Raw genomic sequence first — 26,760 nt, 5'->3', positions numbered from 1 at the left:
AATGCCCGCCCGATGACAGGCTCTGCGAAGCAATCCATATCGCGGCATCACGGATAGATGGATTGCTTCGTCGCTTTGCTCCTCGCAATGGCGGCGAGAGAGCGGAATTCAATCTCAATCAACAACAAACGAAAGCACGACACATGAGCGCAAACGAAATGGTTCTCCAAAAACTCGAACAGGGCCTCCTCACCATCACCATGAACCGCCCGGATCGCCGCAACGCGCTCAATCCCGACATGACGCGCGGGCTGGTGGAGGCGGCGCGGCGTGCGGCTGAGGATCACGAGGTGCGCGCGGTGCTGATCAAGGGTGCTGGCGGCACGTTCTGCGTCGGCGGCGACGTCAAGTCGATGGCCGAGGGCAGGGCGCCGCTTCCGTTCGAGGCCAAGATGGCGAACTTGCGCCGCGGCATGGAAGTCTCGCGCATCCTGCACCAGATGCCGAAGCCCGTGGTGGCGCAGCTCGATGGCGCTGCCGCGGGCGCCGGCCTCTCGATCGCGCTGTCCTGCGACCTGCGCGTCGCCTCTGCCTCCTGCAAGATCACCACCGCCTTCGCCAAGGTGGGCTTCTCCGGCGATTACGGCGGCACCTATTTTCTCACCCTGTTGCTCGGCAGCGCGAAGGCGCGCGAGCTCTATCTTCTGTCGCCGGTCCTGAGTGCGACCGAGGCCTATAATCTCGGCATGGTGACAAGGGTTGTGCCGGACGCCGAGATCGACGCCGAGGCGCGTGATCTTGCGATGTCGCTGGCGAGAGGACCCTCGATCGCGCTCGGCTATATCAAGCGCAACATCAACAATGCCGAGACGATGTCGCTGGAGGCCTGCTTCGATGCCGAAGCGATCCATCACACGCGCGCGGGCGAGACCGCTGACCACAAGGAAGCGGCAAAGGCTTTTGTCGAGAAGCGCAAGCCGGTATTTCAGGGGCAGTGAGATGGCGGAATATCTCAGGCTGCGGCAGATTTGCCTGGTCGCGCCGCATTTGGCGCCGGTGATCTCCGATATATCTGACATCATGGGGCTGAACGTCTGCTACCGCGACGACAACGTCGCGAAGTACGGGCTGGAAAACGCGCTGCTGCCGGTCGACACCATTTTGCTGGAGGTGGTGGCGCCGTTCCAGCCGGGCACCGCGGCGGGACGTTTCCTCGACAAGACCGGCGGCCGCGGCGGCTACATGGCGATCTTCTGTTGCAACGATCCCGACGCGCGCGCCAAGCATGCCAACGCGATCGGCGTGCGCACGGCGAACGTGATCACGCACGCGCCCTATCACGGCGTGCAACTGCACCCGCGCGACTGTCGCGCCGCCTTCATCGAGTTCAACCACACCGACGGCAGCGACGACGTGCTGGGGCCCTATCCGCCGGCGGGGCCGGATTGGCAGAAGGCGATCCGCAAGGATGTGACACTGGCGCTGACGGAAGTCGAAATGCAGAGCCCGGACCCGCAGGGGCTGGCGGCGCATTGGGGGAAGATTTTGCAAGTGCCCGTCAGCGAGGGGGCGGACGGGGAGGTTGAATTGAAACTGCCCAACGCGCGCTTCCGCTTTGTCAACGGCGCCAGCGATTTGATGAGCGGGCTGACATTCAAGGTAGCTGACATCGCCAAGGTGCGAGACGCAGCCAAGGCGAAGGGCTGCACGGTGTCCGGCGACAGCTTCGATCTGTGCGGCGTGACGTTCAAGCTGGTGGCATAGCGAGATCTATCAACGAGTCGTCCCCGCGAAAGCGGGGACGCATAACCACCGCTACTGGTGACGAAAGAAGCTGTCGCTCCTTGTGCCCTTTCCCGCGGGCCGCGGCGTATGGGTCCCGGCTCAAGGCCGGGACGACGGGGCGAGAGAGCTGTGGTAGATCATCGCCCCTTGAAATTCGCTGCTCTTCGCTCAGCCGTGGCCTTGACGCCTTCCTTGAAATCTTCCGTCGCGCGCAGCTTGGTCTGTTCGACGAGTTCGTGGTTGGTCGCGGCCAGCACGCGGTCGGCGAGGCCGGCGCGCATGGTGGCGCGGGTCGAGATCAGGCCGAGCGGGGAGCATTCGGCGATTTCCTGCGCGAGCTTCATTGCTTCGGCGCGGACCTGGTCCTGCGGCACGCAGAGATTGGCAAGGCCCATTTTGGTGGCGTCTTCGCCGGTGACGCGGCGGCTGGTGTAGAAGATCAGCTCGGCATTGTTCTTGCCGACCAGCTCGGGCAGCGTGGTGGTCAGGCCAAAGCCCGGATGGAAGCCGAGTTTTGTGAAGTTCGCCGCAAAGCGCGCTTCGGGGCAGGTGACGCGGAAGTCGGCGGAGACGGCAAGGCCGAGGCCGCCGCCGATGGCCGCGCCGTGGACGGCGGCGACGATCGGCTTCTTGTTGCGGAAGATGCGCACGGCCTGAACGTAGAGATGGTTGATCGGCAGGTTCGCCGCCGGATCTTTTTTCGCGCTCTCTTCCTGCTCTTGCCGCTTCGGATCGGAGAAATCGGCACCGGCACAGAACGCCTTACCTTGGGCGGCGAGCACGGAGGCGCGGATCTCGATGTCGTTGTCGAACTCCTCGAGCGCATCGGCAATCTGGTTGATCAGCGAGACGTCGAAGAAGTTGAGCGGGGGTTTTCGGATTTCGATCAGGCCGACGTGACCATGCTTCTCGACGCCGATATCAGTGTATTTGCTCATAACGTTTCCTCGTTGAATTAGCGCAAGCCCAACCCGCGGGCGATGATGCCGCGCAGCACCTCGGTGGTGCCGCCCTGGATCGTCAGTTTCGGCGCGGTCTTGGTGGCGAAGTCGAGCTGTTTCTCCAGCGTCTCGCGGTTGGTGGCGGTTTCCTCGACGAACGCTGCGAGTTCGCGCACGCGGTGCGGCAGTTGCTGCTCCCAGATGGTGCCGATGTCTTTCACGATCGACGCTTCCACCACCGGCTCCTTGCCGGCCTGCAGCATGCCCGCGACCGACACCGACATGCGCCGCATGGTGTGGACCTGCGCCACCAGGCGGCCGATGCCCTCGGCGCTGCGGGTATCCGGGCCGTTGCCGACGGCACGGACCAGCTCGGTCAGCACATAATAGGTCTCGAGGAAGCGCTCTGGGCCAGAGCGCTCATAGGCGAGCTCGCTGGTCGCCTGCTTCCAGGCGCCATCGATTTCGCCGAGCACGTGATCGTCGGGAATGAAGTGGTCGGTGAACACGACCTCGTTGAACTCATATTGCCCGGTGATCTGGCCGATCGGGTTCACCTGGATGCCCGGCTGCTTCATCTTGACCAGGAATTGGGTCAGCCCGTGGCGGCGGTTCTCCTTGGTCGGCGGCGAGGTCCGGAAGATCGCGATCATGTAGTCGGCGATATGGGCCGACGAGGTCCAGATCTTGGTGCCGTTGATCAGATAGCCGCCGTCGGTCTTGGTGGCGCGGGTCTTCGCCGCGAACAGATCGGAGCCGGAGTTCGGCTCACTCATGCCGATGGCAAAGCAGATCTCGCCTTTGCAGATGCGCGGCAGGATCTCCATCTTGATGTGCTCGGGCGCGTATTTCAAAAGCACGGGGCCGCTCTGGCGGTCGGCGACGAAGAAGCGCCGCGTCGGCGCATTCGCCACGCGCATTTCCTCGGTCACCACGTAGCGCTCCAGGAACGAACGCTCGTGGCCACCATATTTTTTCGGCCAGGTCATGCCGAGCCAGCCGCGCTCCCCGACCTTGCGGGAGAATTCCGGCACGTCGGTGTCTTCGCGGTTCGGTTTGTACGGATCAAAAGTGCCGGCGGCGATTTCCTCGGCGAGAAAGGCGCGCACTTCCTTGCGCAACTGCTCGCATTTTTCCGGCAGGCGGATCGGATCGAAACGAAGGGCTGCGGTCATTGTCTATCTCGACGTCCAATTTGTGTCGGTATCAGCGGGAGGCGACCAGCGGCCACAATTCATCGGCGCCTCTGACGCAGACGAGCTTGCCGAGCTCAACAGCCCAGTAGCTTTCGGAACCGAAATCGTCGCGCCAGGCGAGCGCCCGCAGCGAATAGCGGTGCAGGATGTGCTCGATGGTGAAGCCGATCGCGCCATGCACCTGGTGGGCGATGCCGCCGCCTTTTTCCGCCGCTTCCGCGCAGCGGATTTTTGCAGCGACGGCTTCGAGGAATATCTCGTCGTTGAACGCGGTCGCGTTGGAAATGGCGTCAGCGGCCGAGGTTGCGGCGGCCAGCGCCGCCGCCGATTCGCCGGCGAGCCGTGCGAGGTTGTGCTGCACCGCCTGGAATTTCGAGATCTTCTTCTCGAAGGCGACACGCTCGTTGGAATAACGCACGGAAATTTCCAGCATCGATTCCAGTGCGCCCGCGATCTGCAGGGAGCGCGCGACGCCGCCCATCAGCATCAGCCGGGTCTGGTCAAAGCCTTGCGGCGCCGGCTTGATCGCGTCGGGCTGCACCTTGTCGAGCGTCACGACGTCGGAATTGTCGCCGCCGAGATTTAGCCCGGCCTCGATCCGGCATTTGCCGGCGTCCACCAGCGCGATGGAAACGCTTCCCTTCGCATCGCTCGCCAGCACAGCGAAATGTTTGGCTACCTTGGCAAACGGCACGCCGCGTGCGCGGCCGGACAGGCAGCCATCGGCATTGACGGCAATCCGGTCCTTGGGGCTCGCCGGCACCACGGTCATCTCGCCGCCGGGCGAGGCGATCTTGGCCTGCGCCAGCAGCCATCCGGCTAGCATGGTCTCGGCAAGGGGGACGGCGATCGCAAAGCGGCCGGCGGCGCTCAAAACACTGAAACCTTCGGCCAGCGAGGCGCCCGAGCCGCCGCAATCTTCCGGCACCCAAGACAGCGGCAGGCCGGCGTCGGTGAGCGCCTGCCACAGCGGCGCCTTCCACTCACCCTTCTTGTCGTGATTGATGGTTTGGGCGTCGGCGAGATCGGCGAAGATTTTCTCCGCAGTCTCGGCAACGATGTTCTCACTCTCCGCCACAGCGTTCCCCGATTTGAAATTGGCACGCCAATCCCGATTGTTAGTGTCGGGCCGGCCGCGGTCTTTTCTTGCGCTTTATGATGGGCAAAAGCCATAGGCCTGACAAGCGCTGTCCGCAGGGCGGCCTGCGACGGCGGCATGCTGGTCGGGGCCTGCGAATAAATTCCGCTCAGCGGATTACCGCAAGGTTGCACGCGATGGGCCGCGCGATATGGTACGGCCCGATCCACGAACGGGCGGTTCGAAACCCGGCCCAAAAATCAACAAAAGGAAATGCGGATGTCGAAGGATGGTTTGTGCGCGATAGTGACCGGTTCAGCCTCGGGCCTCGGGGCCGCCACCGCCGCCATTCTGGCCAAGGGCGGTGCGCGCATCGTCGTCAACTATTCCAACAGCAAGGCGGAAGCTGAAGCCACCGCCGACCTCTGCCGCAGCGCCGGCGCCGAAGTCGTGGTCATACAGGGCGACGTCTCGCGCGATGAGGACTGCAAGAAAATCGCGGCGGCCGCCGCGGCGTGGGGTCGGCTCGATGTGCTCATCAACAATGCCGGTACTACCAAGCATGTGCCGCACCACGATCTCGACGGACTTTCGGCGGAAGATTTCCACCGCATCTATGCCGTGAACACCATCGGCCCGTTCCAGATGATCCGCGCGGCGCGTGCCCAGCTCGAGGCCGGCGCAAAAGCCTCCGGCAAGCCCTCTGCCGTGGTCAACGTCTCCTCGGTCGCCGGCATTTCCGGCGGCGGCTCGTCAGTGGCCTATGCCGCGAGCAAGGGAGCGCTCAACACCATGACGCAATCATTGGCGCGCGCGCTGGCGCCGCTGATCCGCGTCAACACGGTTTGCCCCGGCTATATCGATACGCCCTGGTTCACGAAGGGCCGCGGCGAGGCCGGCGCGAAAGCGGTGCGCGACGCGGTGGTGGCGAAGGTGCCGCTCAAGATCGCATCCACAGCGGAGGACATCGCGCAACTGGTGTTGTTCCTGGCCTCGCCGGCGTCGAGCAACATGACCGGCGAGTTCGTCCGCATGGATGCGGGCATGCATCTGGTGCTTTAGTTTCGTCATTGCGAGGAGCGCTAGCGACGAAGCAATCCATTCGGCATCATGGATTGCTTCGCTTCGCTCGCAATGATGGTGGAGAGAGCGGCGCCCTCTATCTATTCCCCGGATCGGAAATCACGCGGCTCGCCACCAGCCGATTCCAGATGAACAGCACCACCAGCGCGCCGATGGTGGCGGTGATGAAGCCGGCGCCCTGGTCGGGACCATAATGGCCGATCGCCTGGCCGATGAAAGTCGCCAGAAACGCGCCGGCAATACCGAGCACCGTGGTCAGGATGAAGCCGGTCGGATTGTTCGGTCCCGGCGACAGGATGCGCGCAATGATGCCGGCTACGAAGCCGACCAGAATGATCCAGAGAATGCCGCTCATGTGCTGTCCTTTTCCGATTGCTCGAGATAGGAGCCGAGACGTCAAATCCGTTCCGACATCTCGTTGTCGCTCGGCAGCCGTCCATCCGGCGTCAGGTGATTGACGACGTCGGGCAGGTACTGGCTGAGGCCCTGCAGCAGATCGTCTCGCGACATTCCGCTTTGCGCCGATAGCTGATCGATCTGGTCGGCGCCGAGCGCATTGGCGAGATCGCCGGGCGAAATCTGCTTGTTGGGGCCGTTGCCGACCCACGAGTCGGCCTGATCGCCGAGGCCCTTCTGTTGCAGCTGATTCAAGAGGTCGCCGAGGCCGCCGCTCAGGATGCTGCCGGCCGCACCGCCCGCGAGCAGGCCGCCGAGGCCACCCTTGAGCATGTCACTGAGGCCGCCACCGCCCAGGCCGCCGGGCAAACCGGTGTTCACATTGCCGGGTGCCGGCGCTGGCTGCGGTGCCGAGCCGGTCTGGTTGCCGCTGAAATGCTTGATGCCTTTCCACGCCAGCAGCGCGAGGATCGCCATGGTAAGGGGCGACATGCCGCCGCCCTGGGATGGCGCGCTCGGGCGGCTTGGGCCGCGCGGGCCGTTCATCATGCCGTTGAGAACGTCGAGTAAACCCATGATAGTCTCCTCCGCGTAGCCCCGGCGTGAAAGATAACGACGGCACAGGGCTGTTACAACTAGGGCTGTTACACGGACCGGCCAGCCGGCGCTTCCGACAGGCGCCATATGTGCGGTCCAGTATTCAAAGCGGGGTGCAAACGCGGTGGGTGGCGAAATGGTTTCGGGCCAGACGATCGGCATTGCAGGGGCGGGCAGCATCGGCTGTTTCGTCGGCGGCATGCTGGCCGCCGGCGGCCACCGCGTTGTGCTGCTGGCGCGGCCGCGCATCATCGCCGAAGTCGAGGCGAGCGGCCTGCGGCCGACGAGCTTTGAAGGGTTCGATCAGACCATCGCCAGCGATAGGCTCGTATTGTCGGAAAATCCTTCCGTTTTCGCGGCCGCCAGCATCGTGCTGGTCACGGTGAAGAGCGTGGATACGGCTGAAATGGCCGAGGTCATCGCAAAGCACGCGCCATCAGATGCCGTCATCGTCAGCCTGCAGAATGGCGTCGGCAATATCGCGGTGCTGCGCGAGCGCCTGCCGGGACGGCGCGTGCTTGGCGGTATGGTGCCGTCAACGTGATCGCACTTGGTGAGGGGCGGTTTCACCGCGCCACCTCCGGCGACATCGTGGTCGAGCAGGACGAGGCGCGCACGGCCGGGAAGCTGTCGGTGCCCGGCCTGAAGGTGCGCGCCACCGATGACATCGCGGGCGTGCAATGGGGCAAGCTCGTGCTCAATCTCAACAACGCGCTCAATGCGCTGGCCGATCTGCCGCTGCGCCGGCAAATCGGCCAGCGGCCATGGCGGCGCCTGTTCGCCGATCAGGTCGCCGAGGCACTCGCGGCGATCAAGGCCGAGGGCATTAGGCCGGTCTCGCCGACGCCGATCCCGTTCGCATGGCTACCGTCGCTGCTCCGCCTGCCGGACTTCTTCTTCGAAATGCTGCTCGGGCGGACCATGAAGATCGATCCCGAGGCGCGCTCGTCGATGTGGGAGGATTTGAAACATGGCCGCCGCACCGAAATCGATTATCTGCAGGGTGTCATTACCGGGATCGCCGATCGTCACGGGCTCAACGCGCCGCTGTCGCGGCGGATCGTGGAGTTGATCCGGCAGGCCGAGCGCGAGGGCAAGGGATCGCCAAGGCTGACGCCGGAGCAGGTTCGCGCGAACCGAGCGATGCCCAGGCTGTGAATTGTCGCTGGCCAAGCGCGACTTTATTATAGGCGCGTGAGGGAGAAGCGAATGAAACGAACGTATCTGGCGCTGATCGCGGTTGCCCTGGCAGGATCGATGTCGACTGCGGCCCACGCCGTGCCGCCGACGGTGACACCGTCACCGGGCTATGATGCGAGGTTGCAGGAACAGCGGGCGGCGTCGCGCGCCGCCACGGCACCCGCCATCAAGCCGCGCCGCGTCAAGCGGGTGCGCACGCATTGACGGGTGGGGGCGTCAGCCTTTCTTCTGCTTGGCCTGCTGTTGCTGCGGCTGCTGCTGCGAATTGAATATACGCTTCAGCCCGTTGATGCTTTCGGAAAGCCGCGGCCAATCGCAGGAGAACTGGTTCTTGGCGCAATGGGCGGCCCTCAGCCGGGCGGCCTGCTTGACCGGGCTCGCCACCGGGATCGGCACCTTCTCGACTTCAACCGGCGGAGGGGCCGGCTCCTCGCGCAGGGAGACTTGCTGTATCCCCTGCACGGGGGGCGGCTCCACCTGTTGCTGCCTGGCTGCCGCCGCCTGCGCCGCGGAGTGGTTGCGCCGCTCGCGCTCAAGATAGGCGGTATATTGCTCGTCGATCTTCTTCTGCTCTTCCGGCGTCGGGTTGGGGCCCGCGATGTCGAAGGTCCGGTCCTGCATGAAATCATAATAGGTGTAACCGCCGCCTGCCTTGCGACGGCCGGCGAACTTCGCGTTGCATTCGGCGAGCTTCGTCGTTTTTTCTTCCTTGGTCGCGGCCTTCTCGGCCACATCAGCACAGGATTCGAAATCGTATGGCGCGCTGCGCCACCACTGCGCATGTGAAGTCACCGGCGCGAGCATGAAGAGCCCCCCGACGGTGGCAACAACAAACGAAGATGCGCGTGAGGCGATCACGGACGGTATTCTCCAGTCGAATTCTCTAGGGAACTTTGAGTGAGTCGATTGTCATCATTTTGGCAGCGCTGTCACGCCGAAATTGCACGCTATTCCCGCTGGCGTTGTGACCTTACCTCCAGCATGTGACTGCTGGAACACAGTGCCATGCCCCTAAAAATCCTGAAGAAATTCAAAGGAGAAGCAAAGTTCCACGCGAGATCTTGCAGTGATTCTAACTGCAAGATTCGAAGGCGAGCGGATAAGCACGCCACATTGTGGCAAGAATCAGTCAGACCCTCGGGCGCGGGCCAGCGTGTGCGACGCCGTTTCGTGGAACGTGGCGCGATAGAGCCGAGCGAACTCGCCCATGTGATGGAAGCCGTTGGCGCGGGCGCAGGACGTCACGGTGACGGCGTCGGACCCTTTCACGAGTTGTGCGCGGGCCGACCAAAGTTGCTTGAGCCGCAAGTAGCGATGCAGGCTCATGCCGCGAACGGTTGCCACCGCCGTGCCCAGCGTTCGCACCGATACGCCGCATCGTTCGGCAAGGTCGGCGCTGTAGATCGCCGAGGCGGCATGGAATGCGACATATTCATCGATCATGCGAACGAGCCGGCAATAGCCCCGGCTGGCAATCCGGTTGGTCAATTCCGGCGTCCGGCTGCGACGGAACATCTCGTCGATCGCGAGCAACAGGCCTTCCTGGATGGCGAGTGCCGAAATCGGTTCCTGCACCAGGTCCGGCTTGGCGGAAGCCGTCTGCAGAATGCGGGTGGTAACGGATCTTACCATCGCAAGGTCGTCGGCGTGCGGCGTGAACGGGCACAGCTCGTCCGGCGTATCGAACCATTCGCGGTCGCGAAGGCCGGCCCCGAGGATGATGATGGCGTGCAGTGACCCGTGCGGCTCGACGAATTGCAGGTCCAGATTGCCGCGCATGCCGACAAAGGTCGGCCGGTCCACGGACAGGCCGTTCACCGATACTTCATAGGCGTCCTGAAGCTGGAATATGACAATGCCATGGGCCGCCCGATAGCTGACATCGACGATGCGGGGAAACGAAGTGAGCACGATGATCTGGCAGTGCGGCAACTGCACGATCGCACGCGCGGTATGGAAATTGGCCAGGGTCAGCGGCACGCTGCGCGCATCCGCGACGAATTCGGCTGGGCGGAAGGCGTCGATGTCAGTAAACTGAACGACCGAAAGCGCCGGCGAGGGCGAAAGGTTCTTGATCAGCATGCGAGGCGGCTGGTTTGAATCATGGAATCCGTTTTAGCGTCGAATGGTCTGGTTAACTTTGTGTTAACAGGTGTGGCCAGCCAAGTACGATTTCACGTCGCGGCCGTGGTATGACCAAATGAGCGCTCGTCCGGTCGCCCAGGCGTTGGGGCGTTCACCGAATTCGGACCATCGGGTATTGCCGTGATGCCGTCCGGCGTGTTGCAAATCCATTATAGCTGCTCCTGCGGAATGCTATTGGTTTTGCCGCCGGGGACGAATTCAAGTGGCCGCGCCGCGCGAACATGGCGAAAGGTTCGGCCCAGGCACAGGGGAAACAATCCGCATGAGCATCACCACCGCCATGGCTAGCGTGCCAAAGCCCGCGCCCGAGCTGATCGAGGCATTCAGGGGCGCACCCACGTCCGTCATTTCTGACAACCTTGCCCGGTTGCCCGGGGCAGTCGGCCTGCGGCCGTTCCATCGCGGCAGCAAGCTGGTCGGCGTCGCTTTCACGGTGCGCACGCGGCCGGGCGATAATCTGGCGATCCACAAGGCGCTCGAACTGGTCGGCCCGGGCGACGTGATCGTCGTCGATGGCGGCGGCGATGAGTCGCGGGCGCTGGTTGGCGAGATCATGAAGAACATCGCCGAATACAGGGGCGCCGCAGGTTATGTGATCGACGGCGCGATCCGCGACGCCGCTTCGTTCGCGGCCTCCGAATTCCCGTGCTTTGCGCGCAGCGCCATCCATCGTGGTCCCTACAAGAGCGGCCCCGGTGAAATCAACGTGCCGGTTTCGATCGGCGGTTCGGTGATCTCCCCCGGCGATATCGTGGTGGGCGACGAGGACGGCGTGGTTTCGTTTCCCGCGTCGATCGCGGCCAGCTTGCTGGAGGCGGTCCGTGCCCAGATCGCCCGCGAGGAGCAGACCATCATCTCGATTCGCGAAGGTCGCTACCAGGGCAGCTACGGCAAGTCTTGAAGTGCACGATGCCGCACTCCCGTGTCCTGGACGCGGTGCAGCGCGTAGCGCTGCGCTGCAGGGCCGGGATCCAGCCGCAGCGTGTGGACCCCGGATCAGCAGCGCACCGCTTTCGCGCTGCGCAGCGTCCGGGGAACGGAAACTACGTGTCGCATTAATCAAATCGCCGTTGGGTAACCAACCCCTCGCGCACTGAAGGAGGAACGATGAGTCAGAAGGACGAATTTCACAACCTGGACAATCCGGCCGACGGCCTGTTTCGCGAGCTGGCCGCCGGCGTCACCACGCGCATTTTCTCCGGCGAGCACGCCATGCTCTCGGTAGTGACGCTAGGCCCGCACGCGCAAGGCACGCTGCACCATCACCCCGAGGAGCAATGGGGCGTGCTGCTCGATGGTTCGGCGATCCGCGTCCAAGGCGGTGAGGAAATACCGGTCAAGAAGGGCGATTTCTGGCGCACCCCTGGAAACGTGCCGCACACCATGCGGGCTGGACCGGAAGGGGCGCGTGTGCTTGACATCTTCAGCCCGCCGCGGCCCGAGTACAAGAAAGCCGGGTCCGGCTTCGGCACGTAAGATCAAGCCTCGCGAACAAAAACAAAAAAGCGGGGCGTCACAGGGAAGAGAGTTCTGGTGAAGATTACACGACGCAACTTGCTTGCGGCGTCAGCCGCGTTTGCGGTGACGCCGGCGCTGGCACAGCCGGCCAAGAACATGACGCTGGTGGTGCCGTTTCCGCCCGGCGGATCGACCGACGCGCTGGCGCGGTTGTTGCAGACTCACTTGCAGACGAAGCTTGGCCGCACCGTGCTGGTGGAGAACAAGTCCGGCGCGGCCGGCTCGCTCGGCGCCATCCAGGTCGCCAAGAGCGCGCCTGACGGCGCGACCTTCCTGGTGACCTTCGATTCGCACGCGGTGATTCCCTCGATTCTCGAAAAGCCGGGTCTCGATGTCGAGAAGGACCTGATGCCGGTGTTGCTGGTCGGCACCGCGCCCTATGTCGTCGCCGCGAATGCCGAGCGTCCCTACAAGACGTTTGCCGACGTGGTCGCGGCCTGCAAGGAAAAGCCCGGCGCGGTGAAATACGCTTCCGTCGGCATCGGCACGCTCGGCCATCTGGCGATGACGGTGCTGGGCAAGAAGGCCGGCGTCGAGATCACCCACGTGCCCTATCGCGGCGGCGGCCCGGCGATGAACGACGTGCTCGGCGGCCATGTCGACATGATCGTGGGCTCGGCGGCGCTGATCACCGCGCAACTCGGCACTAACATGCTGCGGCCGATCCTGCAGATGGGGCGCGAGCGGATGCCGGCGCTCAAGGACACCCAGACCGCGATCGAAGCGGGATTCCCCGATTTCGAGACGCTGGCTTGGTGGGGCATCTTCGCGCCCAAGGATACGCCGGCGGACGTCATCGCCGGCATGGCGAAATCGGCGAAGGAGATCCTTAGCGAACAATCCGTGGCGGCGCAGTTGCAGGAGACGCAACAGATGACGTTGCTGCTCGCCGACGGCCAGGAGTTTTCGACGTTCTTCCTCAAGCAGGTCGGCATCTGGGGCCGGGTCGTCCGCGAGAACAACATCAAGGCGTAGCGCTTTGCTCGGCGCCGTAACCTTGCGCCGGAGCTGAGCGGGATCGTTCCTTTTTGTGGGGATGCCCAACAGGGCGCACGTGGGAGTTCGGCGTGTGCGCACCGAAACGACACGCGGGGAAGAACGGCCTCAGTGCGGCGGGCGCCGAGGCCGTCATTCCAACGGCGTCCGATCATGGGGGATGAAATCGGAGCCATCAATGCGACGTTTGGCAACGCGAATGGTTCCTACTTCGCGGCATCCAGCTCGCGTTTTTTCCTGCTCGGCTCATGAAAAAGGCCCCACCGGAGTGGGGCCTTGATCAGCGAAAAATACCGGACGTTTAGTTGTAATCCGAGTACTTGAACTGCGGCATCGCCTTGAGCTGTTCCTTGGTACCGCTCATCACGGCGTGATCGGGCGTCCAGTCGTTCGCATTGGACGTCCGCGCCGTCGTGGTGGTCGTGGCCGCGCCAGTCGTGGTTTCCTTGCTGGTTGTCTCTTTCGTCGTCGCGGCCGAGCTGGTGCGCATCGGCTCCTCGACGAATTTCAGCTTGTCCATTGAGACGGCGATGTCGTGCTCGCCCATCCCCAGAAAGCCGCCGATGCCGATGATCACGGCGGCGACCTTGCCGCTCTTGTCCAGGATCAGCTCGTTGATGTCGCCGAGCTTCTCGTTGCCCTCATTATAGACGTCGAGACCCATCAGCTTGGATGCGCGCCAATTGCCTTTGAGCGCCATCTTTTCCTGTGAGCTGGTGGTCGTCGCGGCGGGAGCGGCACGGTCGGCGGGCTGCGGAGATTGCGCGTAGGCAGGCGCGCTGAGCACTGCGGCGCTCAGGAGAGCCGCGGCCAAAAACTTCTGCATTGTATCCTCCTCGAAAGGTTGATTGGTGCTTGTAGAACTGAACGGACCAATGAATGTTCCTCGGCGTTTCGGCGGAAGTTTCGGAATGCGCGCTTGTCGATGCGCAGTGTCGCTATGTCGCGGTGAGGAGGAACTGAATGCTTCGTGGAAACATACCGCGATCGCCGGCGTTGAACCGGCAGCTCATGCTGGGTGGCAACCGGCCGTAACGGAGATTGATGGACGCAGTTATTTTGCCGGTTTCTTGCTGCGACACCAACGCATCGGTACGCGCTGACATCTAACCCGTTCCCGGCATGGGCGCCTGTTGCCGTTCACGCCTGCGCCTTTTGGCTGAAGTCAGATGGCCGAGAGGGCTGGCGATGTCCGGCCTGCTTTGCTATGAAGCCCGCAAGCACCCGCCTCGATGCGCGGGTCCGCGGTCCCGTAGCTCAGCCGGATAGAGCGACGGTTTCCTAAACCGTAGGTCGGAAGTTCGAGTCTTCCCGGGATCGCCAGCCTGTTCGGCCTCCACTACGCGGGTCGTCCGCGGTTCGAATCAGCCCCATCAGCCGATGACCGACATCGTCACGATTACTCCAAGCCCGGCGGTCGATCTCTCGACGGCGGTCGACAAGATCGTGCCGGTTGCGAAGATGCGCGGCCGAACGCAGCGGCGCGATCCTGGCGGGGGCGGGATCAACGTCGCGCGGGTCATCAAGCGGCTCGGCGGCGATGCCCGAGCGATCTACCCCGTAGGCGGGCCGATCGGAACGCTGTTGCGCCAATTGCTGGATGCCGAGGGCGTTGCCAGCCACACCTGGACGATTGCGGGCGAAACGCGCGAGAATTTCTTCGTCGATGAGATTTCTGCGGGCCAGCAATACCGCTTCATTCTTCCCGGGCCGCGGCTCAGTGAAGCCGAGTGGAAGCAATGCCTGAAGCTGGTTGCAGAGATCGAGCCGTTTCCGCAGTTTCTGGTGGCGAGCGGCAGCCTGCCCGACGGCGTTCCTAACGATTTCTATGCACGCCTCGCGAGGATTGCAAAACAGCGCGGTGCCAAAATCATCCTCGACACGTCGGGACCGTCGCTCGCCGCGGCGGCGGCCGAAGGCGTCGACCTCATCAAACCGAACCTGCGCGAGATGCGTGAACTGACTGGAAGCGAGCCCGCCGACGCTTACGCGTGGGAGCTCGCGGCCATGGAGCTTGTCGAAACGGGGAAGGCTGACGTCGTCGCGTTGACGATGGCCCATCTTGGCGCGGCGCTGGTGACGCGCGGCGAGGTCTTGCGGGCGCCGCCGATCCCGATCACGCCCCGGAGCGCGGTTGGCGCAGGCGACAGCTTTCTGGCCGCGCTGGTCTGGCAACTTGCCTGCGGGGCTTCGCGCACCGATGCTTTCCGTCTTGCCGTCGCCGCCGGCGCGGCGGCCCTACTCCATCCGGGAACGGAATTGTGCCGGGTGGACGACGTCATGCGCCTGGCCGATCAGGTGACGATCGAAACGGTTTGAGCGGTCGGTCGTCGAGGCGGACGGTCCGCTACGCGCCAGCGGCAGGCTCTGGATAAATCTTGAGAAGCCCAACCGTCGCTTCGCGGGCGCGGCGGGCGATCTCGGCGGCGGTCGGGCGGAGTGCCGCCTGAAGCAGCAAGCCGGTCATCAGGTCGCCCCAGAGCAGTCCGAGGAACTTTTCGGCCATCGGATCAGGATCGCCCGCGAGAAGACCGGCTGATCTTGCGCTCGCCATGATGGCGCGCAATGCGTCACGCGTCGGCTTGCGCGCGATCGTGTCCAGCGCTTGCGCCACCTTCGGCGCGTGCACCGTTTCGGAAATGGCGAGGCGGAACACTGCGACGACGACCGGATCGGTCGTCTCCGTCAGCAACCTCGTGCCAAACGCGCTGAGGACTTCAGCCAGAATGTCCCGGCTTCGCAACTCTGGCAGATCGGCCGGGGCCTTCAGACGCTGGGCGCGCTCGGTGATGCAGGCGACGAGCATCGCTTCCTTGTTGCCGAACAACGCGTAGAGCTCGCGCTTCGACACGCGGGCGCGCGTCGCAATCTCCAGCGTCGAGGTCTGCGCATAGCCGCCCTCCATGAAGGCGGAAAGGGCCGCGCCGATAATTCGCTTCCGGACTTCCATTGCATCGGCGTCCACCTCGCCCGCCTTGATCTTTGGACTCATCGCTGCACTTTTCCGCTTGACTTGGTACTGACGGGTACCGTATTCGGGATTGCTTGGTACCGTATCGTACCAAAAGCGGACCTCGATGTAAAAGGATCGTTCCCATAACGAAACCCGTCCTTGTGACCTCAGCGGCCGGCGGCGCCCAGGGCCGAACCGGACGCCATGTCTCCGAAATCCTGCTCAAGCGCGGCGTGCCCGTCCGCGCCTTCGTGCGCCAGATCGACGAACGCTCCGATCGCCTGAAATCGCTCGGGGCCGAAATTTTTGTCGGGGACTTCTCGACGTTCGCTCGGTCGAACAGGCCGCGAAGGATGTCTCGGCGATTTATTTTGCCTATCCGGTGCAGGACGGGCTGGGGGATGCGACGGCCGCGATGGCGTTTGCGGCGCGCAGGCATGCAGTTTCGCGTCTGGTCAACCTCGTGATGTACCAGTCGTCGATCGATGCGCCGACGCCGCGCATGCGGCAGAACTACCTGTCGGAACAGGTGTTCGAATGGGCCGGCGTCGGCCCGCTGCATCTTCGCGCCACCGTGTTCTATGAGAACGTGGCGCGCCTCGTCGGCGCAAGCATGCCCGCGCGCGGCGCCATCCGCCTGCCGCTGGGCGATGAAGACACCATTCTGCCGCTGATCTCGGCCGAAGACGTTGCGCGGATCGCCGTCGGCCTGCTCACGGGACCCAAACGGCCCGCGGGAAGCGCATTTCCCGTGATCGGCAGCACCAATTCCATCCGCGACATCGTTGGGGCTTTCGCGCGCGTCTTCGAGCGCGACGTGCATTACGAGGAGATATCAGACGAGGCGTGGCGGAGCGAGGTGCTCGCGCGTGGCTGGAACGCGCATGCGGTCGAACATCTCTCCGCGCTGTGGAAGTCGCTCCGCGCTGCCAGTCTGTCGACCGAGACCGCACGCTTTGCCGTGACGGATACGATCGAAAAGATCGGCGGCGCCAGGCCGAAGACCTTCGAGGAGTTCGTCCGCGAGCAGCAGTCGGAACTGGCACCGCAGCAGCCGGCCGGGCGTGCGCAAGCCTGATCGGAAGAGAATGTCATGAACAGACGTCAGCTTCTGGCCGCCGCCATCCTGCCGCTCGCATCGCGCGCGTTCGCGGCCTCCGCATCGAAGAACGAAAAGCCGAACATGCCGACGCAACGGATCGTCGAATGCAACGGCATCCGCATCAACATCGCCGAGCAGGGCGAGGGGCCGCTGGTGCTTCTGGTGCACGGCTTCCCCGAATCCTGGTTCTCCTGGCGGCACCAGATCGCCGCGCTCGCGGCGGCCGGCTTCCGCGTCGTTGCGCCCGACATGCGCGGCTACGGCAGGAGCGATGCGCCGCAGGCGATCGACCAGTACACGATCCTGCATCTCGTCGGCGACATGGTCGGCATTCTCGATACCCTCGGGGTGGCGACCGCCGTCATCGTCGGCCACGATTGGGGCGCCAGCGTTGCGTGGCAGGCCGCGCTGATGCGGCCCGATCGCTTCAGGGCGGTCGCGGCGCTCAGCGTGCCGTTCCGGCCGCGCAGCAAGGCGCTACCGACAAGCTTGATGCCGCGCACGGAGAATGCGCAGTTCTATCAGCTCTATTTCCAGGAACCTGGAGTGGCCGAAGCGGAGCTCGGACGCGATCCCCGCGCGACCATTCGCAACATGCTGTTCGGCGCTTCCGGCGATGGCGTCGCGGCAGCGCGTGCGGCCGCAGCCGCCGGCGGGCCCGCACCGAACCTTGGCATGGTGCCGAAGGGCGGCGGATTTTTGCAAGGACCCGCCGCGCCGAAAACATTGCCGGCCTGGCTGACTGAGAGCGATATCGACTTTTACGGCGAGGAGTTTCGGCGCAGCGGTTTTCGTGGGGCGCTGAACTATTACCGCAACATCGATCGCAACTGGGAGATCACGGGGGCGGTGGCCGGCCTGCCGGTGTCGATCCCGGCGCTCTACATCGCGGGCGACCGCGACTTCATCGTCGCCGTCCCCGGCACCGACCAGTTGCTCGCCAACATGAAAAGCTTCGTTCCGGCCTTGCGCAAGATCCAGATGCTGCCGGGCTGCGGCCACTGGACCCAGCAGGAGCGGCCCAACGAGGTCAGCGCCGCGCTGATCGAGTTTATCAGGGGCGTGCCGGCATAGGTGTTTCAAGCGCCCTTTTCCAGCAACGCCCTAAACTCGGCACGGGCGCGCTGCGCCTCGCGCTTGGCGGTCTCGGAGGCTTCGCCGAGACCGAAATAGCCGTGGATCAGGCCGAGGCCGTCGTAATAGCTGGTCGGCACGCCGGCGGCCTTCAGCGCGTCGGCATAGGCCTTGCCCTCGTCGCGCAGCGGATCGAACCAGGCGGTGGTGACGATCGCCGGTGCAAGGCCGGCGAGATTTTTGGCGCGGAGCGGCGAAACGCGCCAGTCGGCGCCGTGGGCTCTGTCTTCAAGATAGTGGCCGCAAAACCATTCCATGGTCGCACGGGTGAGGAAATAGCCGTCGGCGTTCTCGGCGCGCGAGGGGAAGCGCGCATTCTCCTTGGCATCTGCGAAATTGCCGAGAACGTCGGTGACGGGATAGACCAGCAACTGCGCGGCCAGCCTGATGCCGGCGTCGCGGCAGGCGATCGCGGTCGTGGCCGCGAGATTGCCGCCGGCACTGTCACCGGCGACGCCGACGCGGGCAGCATCGCCGCCGAACTCGGCGATGCGGGCGATGACATCCTTGGTCGCCGCAAAGGCGTCCTCGAACGCGCCGGGAAAGCGCACTTCGGGCGGGCGGCGATAATCGACGGAGACGACGACCGCGCCGGTCTCGATCGCCAGCCAGCGCGCCTGCCGGTCATGGGTTTCGAGATCGCCGGCCACCCAGCCGCCGCCATGGAAGAACACGATGGTTGGCGATTTGCCGTTTCCGTTCCGGTAGACTCGCGCGCCGAGGAGCCCGGTGGCGCCCTTCACCTTGATGTCTTCCGTGCTCGCGACCTGTGGCGGCGGAACTTTCGCGCGCGCGGCGGCGAGGGCGCGCAGGTCATCGCGGCAGGTTTGCGGCGTCATCGTCGCAGGATCGCGCAGCGGCAACAGCGGAATGATCTGGGCGACGACGGGATCGAGCGGCGGAATCATGCGGGGCCTCATGTGGTATGAGGCGGCAGCATAGGTAACGGGCCAGTCCGCCGCAATTGCGCCATTTGCCGGGCAGCCCTGCTGGTTTTCTTCAATTGAGAGTGATTTCGGCAATCAGATGCACGGAGCGAACTGATAGGCTGGCGCCGTTTACTCCTGGTTATCCGTAAACGAGCGCGCGGGGAACGTGCGGGCGCGCCGCTCATTACTCCTCTTCCAGGGAGTGGTGCGATGAATCATTTTGCACGAATGGATCGGGCGCTCGACGAAGTGCTGGTGCAACTCGGCGGCATGGTGCTGAGGCTGTCCAGCCCGGAGGTGACGCGCACAGCGGAAGAGCGGCATGCCCTGAAGCGCTCGGTCAACCAATATGCCATCTGTGCGGCGCACTCAGACGATCCGCGCGTGCACCAGCTCAAATCCGAGCTCGAGGAAACGATCAAGCCACAGCTGCGGCTGGTGGCAAGCCGATAGGCGCGTCGCCCGATCAGTCTTTTGACGCGTGGCATGGCCTTAAGACCCACGGCCGGGCGATGCCCGGCCGTGGCTGCATGCAAACAGGCTCAGAGCGTCTTGAGATACTCGATCAGGGCCTTGCGCTCGTCGGCTGACAGCGCCGGTCCGATCACGCCCTCGATTTCCTTGTTCTCGTCGTAATCCTTGCGGAATTCGTGGCCCCGGTTCGAATTGCCGCGGATGGAAGTGTCCAATTCGAAACCACCGGCGATCGGGTCGGTCTTGTAACCGAGCTTGACGGGATCGTATTCGCGGCTGCCGAGATAGAATTTCTTCGGCCGCTGCTCCGGATCCCCGAGCAGGTCGTCAATAGTCGGCACCGAGCCGTTGTGCAGATAGGGCGGTGTCGCCCAGACGCCGTTCAGGGGGCGGACCTTGTAGGCCAGCTCACCGCGGAGCTCGTTTGGCATATAGCCGTCGGTCCGTTTCCGCTCCGCGGGGCTCGTAGGCGGCGTCCGGTTATCGTAAATATAATTCACTGTCTTCTCGACCAGTTCGCCCAGCGCGAACGCGAAACGGCTGTCCTTGATCCCGAGATGTTCCGGTACCGCGACCTTTCGGGCCAGCATGTCCGCGGCCTGTGCCGGGTCGGTTCCGATATGCGCGATCTTGATATTCTCAACCTTGAGGATCGCTTCGCCCGCCTGGTTCTTGGTCCACCAGTCCTTGTTGTTGAAATCCCAAAACGCTTCGCTGGTCACCGGCGGGCGGTGGCAGCCTTGGCAACGGATCTTGTAGAGCTCGGCGCCCTGGGCGGCCAGCGTCTGATCGATCGCCGGTAGAATATCAGCCGGCCATTTCGGAGATTTCAGGCCCGGAAAACCGTCCTTGGCGTTCGGCTGCGTGTCGCCCTTCATCATCTGCTCCATCTCGAACAGCTTTTTCAGGTTGACGCTCGATTTGTAGAGGCCCTTCGACGGCTCGGTCAGGTTGAGCTCTGCCGAGACGCCGAGCGATTCACCGGCGTTACGGACCATCGGCTGCATGATGGAGCCGTTGTACTGCACCCAATCGAACCACGGCGTATTCCATATCCGCGGAAAATGCACCGGCGCCGAGGAGCCGGCGTAGTTTTCCGGCTTCTTCAGATCGAGCGAGAATACCTGGTTGCCGATCCGGTTGAGCGCGTCGAGCCGTCCATATCCTTCGAGGATGCTCTGGGCGGCGACGCGCTCTTCCAGATCCTTGACCTGCTTGTATTGGGCGAGAACCTGATCGAGCTGGGTCTTCAGCGTCTCGCGGTCGTCGATGGTGGAGTCCGGTCCCAAGATGCGGTCGGCAAAGCGGTCGAACCGTCCGGGCCAGTATCGCGTCAGCGCGAGCGAGATGCCCATGCCCTGCTTCATTCCGAACAGGTTGGTGAGCGCCGGTCCGCCGTCGATGACGACAGCGGTGTCGTTGTAGGTGAAGCTGCCGGTGTGGCAGGCAGCGCAGGTCAGGCCGACACCGTACATCTCTTGCTTGGTTCGCGGGTTCTTCCACGGCGCGCCGGTCGGGTCGAGCATCACGGAGCCTTTCGCGAACCCGATCGGAAGCGCCTCCTTGCCCGGGATGATGGTGTCGGCAATGAAGCCGTAACGATCGAGATAGGCGGGGTCGCTGAGCAGGCCGACCCTGGTGAACGGCACCCACGAAATCGTCGGCTGCTCGAGGGCCATGAACCACTCATAGGGGAAGCCGAAGGTCCGCGTGCCCTGGTCGGCGTGGTAGAACCAGCTCAGCTTTTCCTTGGTTATGCCCTGGTCGAGCCACACCGTCTTTTTGGGCGTCGGATGCTCGACGAGCCTGACGTGAAAATCCTGCCAGGCCTTGGCGATGTCGTCCTTGAAGGCGGCGTAACCGATGACGAGGATCACCAGCACGCCCACAATCTTCGCAATTCTCCAGCCGCGCATGGATTGCCCCCTTCCCCAAACCCGCGCTGTCAGCGCGCAATATCCGTCTGTTATCAAAAAACGCCGGAAGGCGAATCACCCCCGGCGTGCGGTTGAATATGATGCCATCCTATAGTGGCGCCACGGCTCTGTCCATAAATCCAGCTCCCCGAAGCGCGGCGAGGCCGATCGGCCTTTTTTTGCAGTATAGAATCTCCCTGATGGGAGAGAGTGTCAGGCAGATCACATGATGGAAAAAGCCGCGGAGCCTCTTCGAGTTGAAGTCGGTCCTACCGAGGCGGTGTCCGCCCTGCTGGTGCAGCCGCCACAGCCCCGCGCCTGTTACGTGTTCGCGCACGGGGCCGGCGCCGGCATGGCCCATGCGTCGATGGAGGCGGCCGCCCGCGGCCTCGCCGAACGGGGCATTGCATCGCTGCGCTATCAGTTCCCCTATATGGAGAAAGGCAGCAAGCGGCCCGATCCGCCGGCGCTCGCGCATGCTGCGGTGCGGGCGGCGGTGACGGAGGCGGCGCGCAACTATCCGGCGCTGCCCCTGATCGCCGGCGGAAAATCCTTCGGCGGGCGGATGACGTCGCAGGCGCAGGCCGCCTCGCCGCTACCGGGTGTTCGCGGATTGGCATTTCTCGGTTTTCCCTTGCATCCGGCCGGGAAGCCGGCGAGCGACCGCGCCAAACATCTTGCGGAGGTCGAGATACCGATGCTGTTCCTGCAGGGCACGCGCGATGCGCTGGCGGAATTGAGCCTGCTCAAGCCGGTCGTGAAGGGGCTCGGATCGCGCGCGACGCTGCATCTGCTTGAAGCCGCCGATCATTCCTTCCATGTGCTGAAGAGTTCGGGGCGGAACGATCGCGCTGTCCTGGACGAGGCACTGGATGCGTTCGCGGCGTGGGTAGATGAAATCGTTCGCTAGGCTGTCCGGCGTCGTCCCTGCGCACGCAGGGACCCATAACCACAGGAAGGCGTCGTTGACGAAGTCGTCTCCCTTCGTGCCTTTTCCAAGGGCCGCGGCATATGGTCCCGGCTCAAGGCCGGGACGACGAGTGAGGGGATGGAGTTGCGATCCGCATCATCCCGGCTACGATGCCGCCATGACAAAAATCCTGATCGTCAATCCCAACACGACCACCTCGATGACAGAAACGATCGGCGCCGCGGCGCGCGCGGTCGCCGCGCCCGGCACTGAAATATCCGCCGTCACCTCGGCGATGGGCCCGGTCTCGATCGAGGGCTATTACGACGAGGCGTTCGCCGTGCCCGGCCTGATCCAGGCGCTGATCCATGCACCGGACGCCGATGCGGCGATCGTCGCCTGCTTCGACGACACCGGGCTCGACGCCGCGCGGACCGCGGCGCCGTTTCCGGTGGTCGGCATTTGCGAGGCGGCGCTGGTGACGGCCGGCCAGATCGCAAAGCGCATCGCCGTCGTCACCACGCTGCCGCGCTCGATCGTGCCGCTCGAAGAGCTGGTGCGCCGCTATGGCTTTGCCGAGCGGGTGCAGGTCACAGCCTGCGACGTTGCGGTGCTCGATCTCGAAAAGCCCGGTTCGGGCGCGGAAGCGAAACTGGAGGCCGAGATCGCCCGCGCGCTCGATAGGGGCGCGGAAGCGATCGTGCTGGGCTGCGCAGGCATGGCCGATCTCGCGCAGAAACTGTCGCGGAAATTTGGCGTGCCCGTCGTCGATGGCGTGGCGGCCGCAGTGAAGCAGGCCGAGGCGCTGGCCGGATTGAAGCTGACGACCTCAAGGCGCGGGTCGTATGCCGCGCCGGGCGTGAAGGACTACACCGGACTTCTGGAAGGATTCGCGCCGTCAGACCCGTAGTTGCGAGCGAAGCGAAGCCATCCATAAGCATGCAACGCATGGGCCCCGGCTCTGCACCGCACCGCTATGCGCTGCGCTGCGTCCGGGGAAGGGAGACCGGTGGTTGGGCTCAAGGGTTTTCGTGTCCCGGACGCGGCGCGGCACGCAGCGACGCGACGCAGAGCCGGGATCCACGATCACGAATTTGATTACACCGAAGTCGGCGCGCCATAGATCTTGTCGCGCAGCCGGCGCATGCCGGCGAGCCAGCGGTCGCGGTTGGAGGCCTTGCGCAGCATATATTCGGCGACCTGCGGGTGCGACAGGATGAGGAAGCGTTCTTCCGCCATCGCCTCGATCACCATGCGGGCGACTTCCGGCGGCTGCAGCACGCCGTCGACCCGCGCCGCGCTCGGGCCGGGTGTCGTCATGGCTGTCTGCACCGATTGCGGGCACAGCACGGAGACGCGGATGCCGCGGTCGCCATATTGAATGGCGAGATGCTCGGCGAGCGCCACCGCCGCACTCTTCGTCACGCCGTAGGGCATCGAGTTCAGCGATGCCAGCAGGCCCGCCGCGGAAGCCGTGTTGAGGAGGTAGCCGGAGCCGCGGGCGAGCATGCCCGGCACCAGCACACGCGCCGCGAACACGTGGCTCATGACATGAACGCGCCAGCTCACGTCCCAGTCGGCATCGGACGCGGTCTCCTGCCCCTTGCGCGACAGGCCGGCGTTGGAAAAGAACACGTCGACCGGGCCATACTTGTCCTCGGCCGCGGCGATCAGGGCCTTGATGTCCTCCTCCAGCCCGACGTCCGCCGTGATCGGCAGGCCATCGATGTCACCGGCGACTTTCGCGAGCCGGTCACGCGATGTCTTGAGGTCGGCGAGCACGACGCCGCGTGCCCCGGCTTCCGCATAGGCCCGTGCCACGGCTTCACCGATACCGCTCGCAGCTCCCGTGACAACGCAGACCTTGCCCGTGACGTGCATGAAGCAACTCCCTGCCTTGTTGTTTTCAGTTCTTGTAGAGGCCCTTTTCGCGCGCCTGGCGGATCGCGAGCGCGGCCATCATGTCGAGCATCGGTGTCGAAAGTCCGGCGGCGCGCGCGAAGGCGGCGGGTGCGCGGACCAGTACGTCGATCTCCATGGCGCGGCCAAGCTCGTAATCCTGCAGGATCGACGGCTTGTGGTCCGGCGCCGGGCCCGTGCGCGTTACGCGTTTGACCTTGGGAAGGTAGCTCTGCGCGACACTGTTGACCTCGTCCAAAAGGCGCGGCACGATCTCGGCAAGATCAGGATCGTCGCGCACCGCCCGCGCGGTCTGCCCCGTCACAAGGCACAGCACCGACATCGACATGTTGGTCAGGAGCTTTGACCAGATCGTCTCCCTGATCTGCGCGACCTCGGGCGATTCGATTGCAGCCTCGTTGAGCGCCGCGCGCAGCTTTGCAACGCGCGCGCTGGCGCGGTCGTCGCATTCGCCGATCAGGAGGCGGTTGCGCTCCGGCGACAGGTTCGCCACCACGCCCGGCGCAATGACTTCATTGGACGAAAATACCACGCCACCGACGATGCGCGCTCTCGGGATCGCTGCGCGCAGACGGCCAGCGGGATCGAGAAAAGCCAGATCCGGCACCGGCGGATGTGTTGGCGAAAGCCCGATATCATACCACCAGGGAATGCCGTTCTGCGCGAACACCACGGCGGTATCTTCGCCGAGCAGTGGGGGCAAGCCGTCGGCGAGGCTCGGTAGACCCGTGGCCTTCAGCGTGCAGATGACCGCGTCCTGTGGGCCCAGCGCGGCGGGATCGCTCGATGCCGACACCTTCGCCTTGAACTTGTCATCTCCGACCCGCAGCGTCAGCCCGTTGGCTTTTACGGCATCCAGATGAGGCCCGCGCATCACGCAGGAGACGTCATGTCCTGCCTGCGCAAGACGCACCGCAAAATGACTGCCGACGGCGCCCGCACCGAAAACGCAAATCCGCATGGATGAGAAATCCTGCTGGGAGGGAATGGCGTTGCCAGTTTTCACGAAGCCTTGGCTGGGCGCAACCGTTGCGCCGCACAGGGCGGGTTGCGAAGGGCGCGGCCTCGCGAGGCGGGAACTTTTGGCATTCAGTCGGCGTTCATTCCCGTGCCGTCAAGCTTGCGGCACAGCGATGATGGACGTGCGACGATGAGGGGACGCGCCATGTCAAAGATCATCATGGGAATTGCCGCGGTGGCCTTCGCCGTCGCGCTGACGGTGGCGGACTTTGCGATCGCGAAAGGCGGTCATGGCGGCGGCCACGGTGGTGGTCATGGCGGCGGCCACGGCGGTGGACGTGGTGGCGGTCATCACGGCGGTGGCCATCGTGGCGGAGGCCATGGCCATCATTTCGGCGGCCGGCATCATGGTGGCGGCCATTTCCATGCCAGATCCGCACACCGCGCATTTTCCGCGCACCGATCCTTCTCGGCGCACCGGATGAATTTCGCCGGCGGCCGCGCGATGAATGCGCGCGCGCTCGCCCGCAGCTATCGCCATACCGCGGCCCTGCACAGTCCGGCGATGCGCGCCAGCGTCACCGCGGGCGCGGCACTGGCCGGCTGGCACTACGGCCGGGGCAGGGGCGGTGGATGGTGGCGACATGGCAACGGCGGGTACGGCTGGGTCGGCCCGCTGTTCTGGCCGTTCGCCTATTTCGACATGTATGATTATGCGCTGTGGGGACCGCGCGTTGGCGCGCCGTTCTGGTATTACGGCTATGATGACATCTATGCCGGCCTGTTCGGGCCCTATGACTATCAGGGCCTTTCCGGCTACCTGCCGCCGCGCGATGCCGCCGGCGGGCCGGACCGGCTGGCGCTGCTCTGCGGCGAGGACGAGATCGCGGGTCTGCCGATCGACCTGATTGCCCAGACGATCGAACCGACCGAAGTGCAGCGCACCGCGCTTGATGATCTCGCCAATGCGTCGGTCACGGCGGCGCAGAAGATCAAGGCGGCGTGTCCTACCTCGATCGCACTGACGGCATCCGGCCGGCTGGCCTCGATGCAGCAGCGCATCGAGGCGATGATCGCCGGCGTTGCGACCGTGCAGCCGCCGCTTGAGAAGTTCTACGGCCTGTTGAACGACGAGCAGAAGGCGCGGCTGAATGCGGTCGCCGAAGATCAGGAACGAAAGAGCGAGCGGCGACGCAACAGGTCGTTGGCACGGCCCTGCGACGTCGCGGAATCGTCGAGCCAGCGATGGCCGACTGAGGAAATCGAGGCGAGGCTGCATCCGACGGATGCCCAGCGCGCCAAGCTGGCCGCGCTGCAGGACGCCAGCAGCAAGTCGGCGGACATGCTTGCCACGTCCTGCAAGCCCGAGGAAGCCGTGACACCGACGGCACGGCTAGCTGCAATCGGCAAACGGCTCGACGTCATGCTGCAGGCGGTCAAGCAGGTGCGCACAGCGCTCGACGAATTCTATGTAACCTTGAGCGACGAGCAGAAGGCCCAGTTCGAGGCTATCGGGCCGCGACGGACCTCGGTCGCGGACAAGCAAGATAACCGGCGATACGGCCGAAGGTGAGTCGGCGCCCGTGA

29 protein-coding genes, 1 tRNA gene and 1 pseudogene are annotated in these 26,760 nt (G+C 64.3%); 17 read left to right on the top strand and 14 right to left on the bottom strand.

Annotated features, from left to right (window positions below; translation table 11 throughout):
- The first annotated feature begins 143 nt into the window (after positions 1 to 143).
- Both RX331_RS36865 and RX331_RS36860 read left to right on the top strand, forming a co-directional pair.
- A complete protein-coding gene (locus RX331_RS36865; protein WP_317254459.1) occupies positions 144 to 938 on the top strand; it encodes an enoyl-CoA hydratase in 795 nt (264 codons plus the stop codon).
- Position 939: 1 nt separating this feature from the next.
- Entirely contained in the window at positions 940 to 1,704 is a 765-nt protein-coding gene (locus RX331_RS36860; protein WP_317254458.1) for a hypothetical protein, read from the top strand.
- A gap of 158 nt (positions 1,705 to 1,862) precedes the next feature.
- On the opposite strand, the gene RX331_RS36855 is transcribed toward RX331_RS36860, so the two are convergent.
- From RX331_RS36855 to RX331_RS36845, 3 genes are read right to left on the bottom strand one after another with little or no spacing between them, the layout of a single operon-like run.
- Positions 1,863 to 2,663 (bottom strand): enoyl-CoA hydratase/isomerase family protein, encoded by an 801-nt coding sequence (locus RX331_RS36855; RefSeq protein ID WP_317254457.1) that lies wholly within the window; start codon positions 2,661 to 2,663, stop codon positions 1,863 to 1,865.
- 17 nt (positions 2,664 to 2,680) lie between these two features.
- The gene (locus RX331_RS36850) at positions 2,681 to 3,841 is read right to left on the bottom strand and encodes an acyl-CoA dehydrogenase family protein (protein ID WP_317254456.1); all 1,161 of its coding nucleotides are present in this window, start codon (positions 3,839 to 3,841) and stop codon (positions 2,681 to 2,683) included.
- Between the two features lie 31 nt (positions 3,842 to 3,872).
- A complete protein-coding gene (locus tag RX331_RS36845) occupies positions 3,873 to 4,940 on the bottom strand; it encodes an acyl-CoA dehydrogenase family protein (RefSeq protein ID WP_317254455.1) in 1,068 nt (355 codons plus the stop codon).
- 279 nt (positions 4,941 to 5,219) lie between these two features.
- Between RX331_RS36845 and RX331_RS36840 the strand changes: the two genes are divergently transcribed.
- The gene (locus tag RX331_RS36840; RefSeq protein WP_317254454.1) at positions 5,220 to 6,002 is read left to right on the top strand and encodes an SDR family oxidoreductase; all 783 of its coding nucleotides are present in this window, start codon (positions 5,220 to 5,222) and stop codon (positions 6,000 to 6,002) included.
- 97 nt (positions 6,003 to 6,099) lie between these two features.
- On the opposite strand, the gene RX331_RS36835 is transcribed toward RX331_RS36840, so the two are convergent.
- Together RX331_RS36835 and RX331_RS36830 are read right to left on the bottom strand one after the other, a co-directional pair.
- Positions 6,100 to 6,378: a GlsB/YeaQ/YmgE family stress response membrane protein gene (locus RX331_RS36835; RefSeq protein ID WP_317254453.1), complete on the bottom strand. Its 279-nt coding sequence runs from the start codon at positions 6,376 to 6,378 to the stop codon at positions 6,100 to 6,102.
- Positions 6,379 to 6,419: 41 nt separating this feature from the next.
- A complete protein-coding gene (locus tag RX331_RS36830; protein WP_317254452.1) occupies positions 6,420 to 6,995 on the bottom strand; it encodes a YidB family protein in 576 nt (191 codons plus the stop codon).
- Between the two features lie 157 nt (positions 6,996 to 7,152).
- Between RX331_RS36830 and RX331_RS36825 the strand changes: the two are divergent.
- Positions 7,153 to 8,174, top strand: a pseudogene (locus tag RX331_RS36825) (2-dehydropantoate 2-reductase).
- A 51-nt stretch (positions 8,175 to 8,225) separates the two neighbouring features.
- A complete protein-coding gene (locus RX331_RS36820; protein ID WP_317254451.1) occupies positions 8,226 to 8,420 on the top strand; it encodes a hypothetical protein in 195 nt (64 codons plus the stop codon).
- A 12-nt stretch (positions 8,421 to 8,432) separates the two neighbouring features.
- Here RX331_RS36820 and RX331_RS36815 read toward each other — a convergent pair whose 3' ends face one another.
- Both RX331_RS36815 and RX331_RS36810 read right to left on the bottom strand, forming a co-directional pair.
- On the bottom strand, positions 8,433 to 9,083 hold the full coding sequence (locus RX331_RS36815; RefSeq protein ID WP_317258337.1) for a hypothetical protein: 651 nt from the start codon (positions 9,081 to 9,083) through the stop codon (positions 8,433 to 8,435).
- Positions 9,084 to 9,341: 258 nt separating this feature from the next.
- Positions 9,342 to 10,298 carry a helix-turn-helix domain-containing protein gene (locus RX331_RS36810; RefSeq protein WP_317254450.1) on the bottom strand — a complete coding sequence of 319 codons (957 nt, stop codon included), beginning with the start codon at positions 10,296 to 10,298 and terminating at the stop codon, positions 9,342 to 9,344.
- 325 nt (positions 10,299 to 10,623) lie between these two features.
- On the opposite strand from RX331_RS36810, the gene RX331_RS36805 reads away from it, so the two are divergent.
- The 3 genes from RX331_RS36805 to RX331_RS36795 all read left to right on the top strand — a co-directional run bounded on the left by RX331_RS36805 (position 10,624) and on the right by RX331_RS36795 (position 12,854).
- Positions 10,624 to 11,262: an RraA family protein gene (locus RX331_RS36805; protein ID WP_317258336.1), complete on the top strand. Its 639-nt coding sequence runs from the start codon at positions 10,624 to 10,626 to the stop codon at positions 11,260 to 11,262.
- Positions 11,263 to 11,468: 206 nt separating this feature from the next.
- A complete protein-coding gene (locus tag RX331_RS36800; protein ID WP_317254449.1) occupies positions 11,469 to 11,837 on the top strand; it encodes a dimethylsulfonioproprionate lyase family protein in 369 nt (122 codons plus the stop codon).
- Between the two features lie 57 nt (positions 11,838 to 11,894).
- Entirely contained in the window at positions 11,895 to 12,854 is a 960-nt protein-coding gene (locus RX331_RS36795; protein ID WP_317254448.1) for a Bug family tripartite tricarboxylate transporter substrate binding protein, read from the top strand.
- 322 nt (positions 12,855 to 13,176) lie between these two features.
- On the opposite strand, the gene RX331_RS36790 is transcribed toward RX331_RS36795, so the two are convergent.
- Positions 13,177 to 13,701 (bottom strand): PRC-barrel domain-containing protein, encoded by a 525-nt coding sequence (locus tag RX331_RS36790; protein ID WP_317254447.1) that lies wholly within the window; start codon positions 13,699 to 13,701, stop codon positions 13,177 to 13,179.
- Between the two features lie 420 nt (positions 13,702 to 14,121).
- On the opposite strand from RX331_RS36790, the gene RX331_RS36785 reads away from it, so the two are divergent.
- Positions 14,122 to 14,198: transfer RNA gene (locus RX331_RS36785), tRNA-Arg, on the top strand.
- Positions 14,199 to 14,255: 57 nt separating this feature from the next.
- Positions 14,256 to 15,194, top strand: coding sequence for a 1-phosphofructokinase family hexose kinase (locus tag RX331_RS36780; RefSeq protein WP_317254446.1), 939 nt, complete (start codon positions 14,256 to 14,258; stop codon positions 15,192 to 15,194).
- Positions 15,195 to 15,222: 28 nt separating this feature from the next.
- On the opposite strand, the gene RX331_RS36775 is transcribed toward RX331_RS36780, so the two are convergent.
- Positions 15,223 to 15,867, bottom strand: coding sequence for a TetR/AcrR family transcriptional regulator (locus RX331_RS36775; RefSeq protein ID WP_317254445.1), 645 nt, complete (start codon positions 15,865 to 15,867; stop codon positions 15,223 to 15,225).
- A gap of 122 nt (positions 15,868 to 15,989) precedes the next feature.
- On the opposite strand from RX331_RS36775, the gene RX331_RS39135 reads away from it, so the two are divergent.
- The 3 genes from RX331_RS39135 to RX331_RS36765 all read left to right on the top strand — a co-directional run bounded on the left by RX331_RS39135 (position 15,990) and on the right by RX331_RS36765 (position 18,004).
- The gene (locus RX331_RS39135; protein WP_410708048.1) at positions 15,990 to 16,295 is read left to right on the top strand and encodes an NAD(P)H-binding protein; all 306 of its coding nucleotides are present in this window, start codon (positions 15,990 to 15,992) and stop codon (positions 16,293 to 16,295) included.
- Positions 16,244 to 16,906, top strand: a complete 663-nt coding sequence (locus tag RX331_RS36770) for a hypothetical protein (protein WP_317254444.1) — start codon at positions 16,244 to 16,246, stop codon at positions 16,904 to 16,906. The genes RX331_RS39135 and RX331_RS36770 overlap by 52 nt, the downstream gene beginning before the upstream one ends.
- Before the next feature lie 105 nt (positions 16,907 to 17,011).
- On the top strand, positions 17,012 to 18,004 hold the full coding sequence (locus RX331_RS36765) for an alpha/beta hydrolase (RefSeq protein WP_317258335.1): 993 nt from the start codon (positions 17,012 to 17,014) through the stop codon (positions 18,002 to 18,004).
- Between the two features lie 5 nt (positions 18,005 to 18,009).
- Here the strand turns inward: RX331_RS36765 and RX331_RS36760 are convergent, their stop codons facing one another.
- On the bottom strand, positions 18,010 to 18,972 hold the full coding sequence (locus RX331_RS36760; protein ID WP_317254443.1) for an alpha/beta hydrolase: 963 nt from the start codon (positions 18,970 to 18,972) through the stop codon (positions 18,010 to 18,012).
- Between the two features lie 231 nt (positions 18,973 to 19,203).
- Between RX331_RS36760 and RX331_RS36755 the strand changes: the two genes are divergently transcribed.
- Complete coding sequence (locus tag RX331_RS36755; protein ID WP_317254442.1) at positions 19,204 to 19,446, top strand: hypothetical protein; 243 nt, start codon at positions 19,204 to 19,206, stop codon at positions 19,444 to 19,446.
- Between the two features lie 89 nt (positions 19,447 to 19,535).
- On the opposite strand, the gene RX331_RS36750 is transcribed toward RX331_RS36755, so the two are convergent.
- On the bottom strand, positions 19,536 to 21,383 hold the full coding sequence (locus RX331_RS36750; protein ID WP_317254441.1) for a di-heme-cytochrome C peroxidase: 1,848 nt from the start codon (positions 21,381 to 21,383) through the stop codon (positions 19,536 to 19,538).
- A 226-nt stretch (positions 21,384 to 21,609) separates the two neighbouring features.
- Here RX331_RS36750 and RX331_RS36745 point away from each other — a divergent pair, with 226 nt between their 5' ends.
- Together RX331_RS36745 and RX331_RS36740 are read left to right on the top strand one after the other, a co-directional pair.
- A complete protein-coding gene (locus RX331_RS36745) occupies positions 21,610 to 22,293 on the top strand; it encodes an alpha/beta family hydrolase (protein WP_317254440.1) in 684 nt (227 codons plus the stop codon).
- A 178-nt stretch (positions 22,294 to 22,471) separates the two neighbouring features.
- A complete protein-coding gene (locus tag RX331_RS36740) occupies positions 22,472 to 23,203 on the top strand; it encodes an aspartate/glutamate racemase family protein (protein WP_317254439.1) in 732 nt (243 codons plus the stop codon).
- Positions 23,204 to 23,391: 188 nt separating this feature from the next.
- On the opposite strand, the gene RX331_RS36735 is transcribed toward RX331_RS36740, so the two are convergent.
- The 3 genes from RX331_RS36735 to RX331_RS36725 all read right to left on the bottom strand — a co-directional run bounded on the left by RX331_RS36735 (position 23,392) and on the right by RX331_RS36725 (position 25,600).
- Positions 23,392 to 24,174, bottom strand: a complete 783-nt coding sequence (locus RX331_RS36735) for an SDR family oxidoreductase (protein WP_317254438.1) — start codon at positions 24,172 to 24,174, stop codon at positions 23,392 to 23,394.
- 25 nt (positions 24,175 to 24,199) lie between these two features.
- On the bottom strand, positions 24,200 to 25,174 hold the full coding sequence (locus RX331_RS36730; RefSeq protein WP_317254437.1) for a ketopantoate reductase family protein: 975 nt from the start codon (positions 25,172 to 25,174) through the stop codon (positions 24,200 to 24,202).
- Between the two features lie 207 nt (positions 25,175 to 25,381).
- Positions 25,382 to 25,600: a hypothetical protein gene (locus tag RX331_RS36725; RefSeq protein WP_317254436.1), complete on the bottom strand. Its 219-nt coding sequence runs from the start codon at positions 25,598 to 25,600 to the stop codon at positions 25,382 to 25,384.
- A gap of 54 nt (positions 25,601 to 25,654) precedes the next feature.
- Here RX331_RS36725 and RX331_RS36720 point away from each other — a divergent pair, with 54 nt between their 5' ends.
- Positions 25,655 to 26,746, top strand: coding sequence for a Spy/CpxP family protein refolding chaperone (locus RX331_RS36720; protein ID WP_317254435.1), 1,092 nt, complete (start codon positions 25,655 to 25,657; stop codon positions 26,744 to 26,746).
- Positions 26,747 to 26,760: the final 14 nt, after the last annotated feature.

This window comes from Bradyrhizobium sp. BWA-3-5, assembly GCF_032917985.1.
Taxonomy (GTDB): Bacteria; Pseudomonadota; Alphaproteobacteria; order Rhizobiales; family Xanthobacteraceae; genus Bradyrhizobium.
This window is presented reverse-complemented; position numbering and strand designations above follow the sequence as displayed.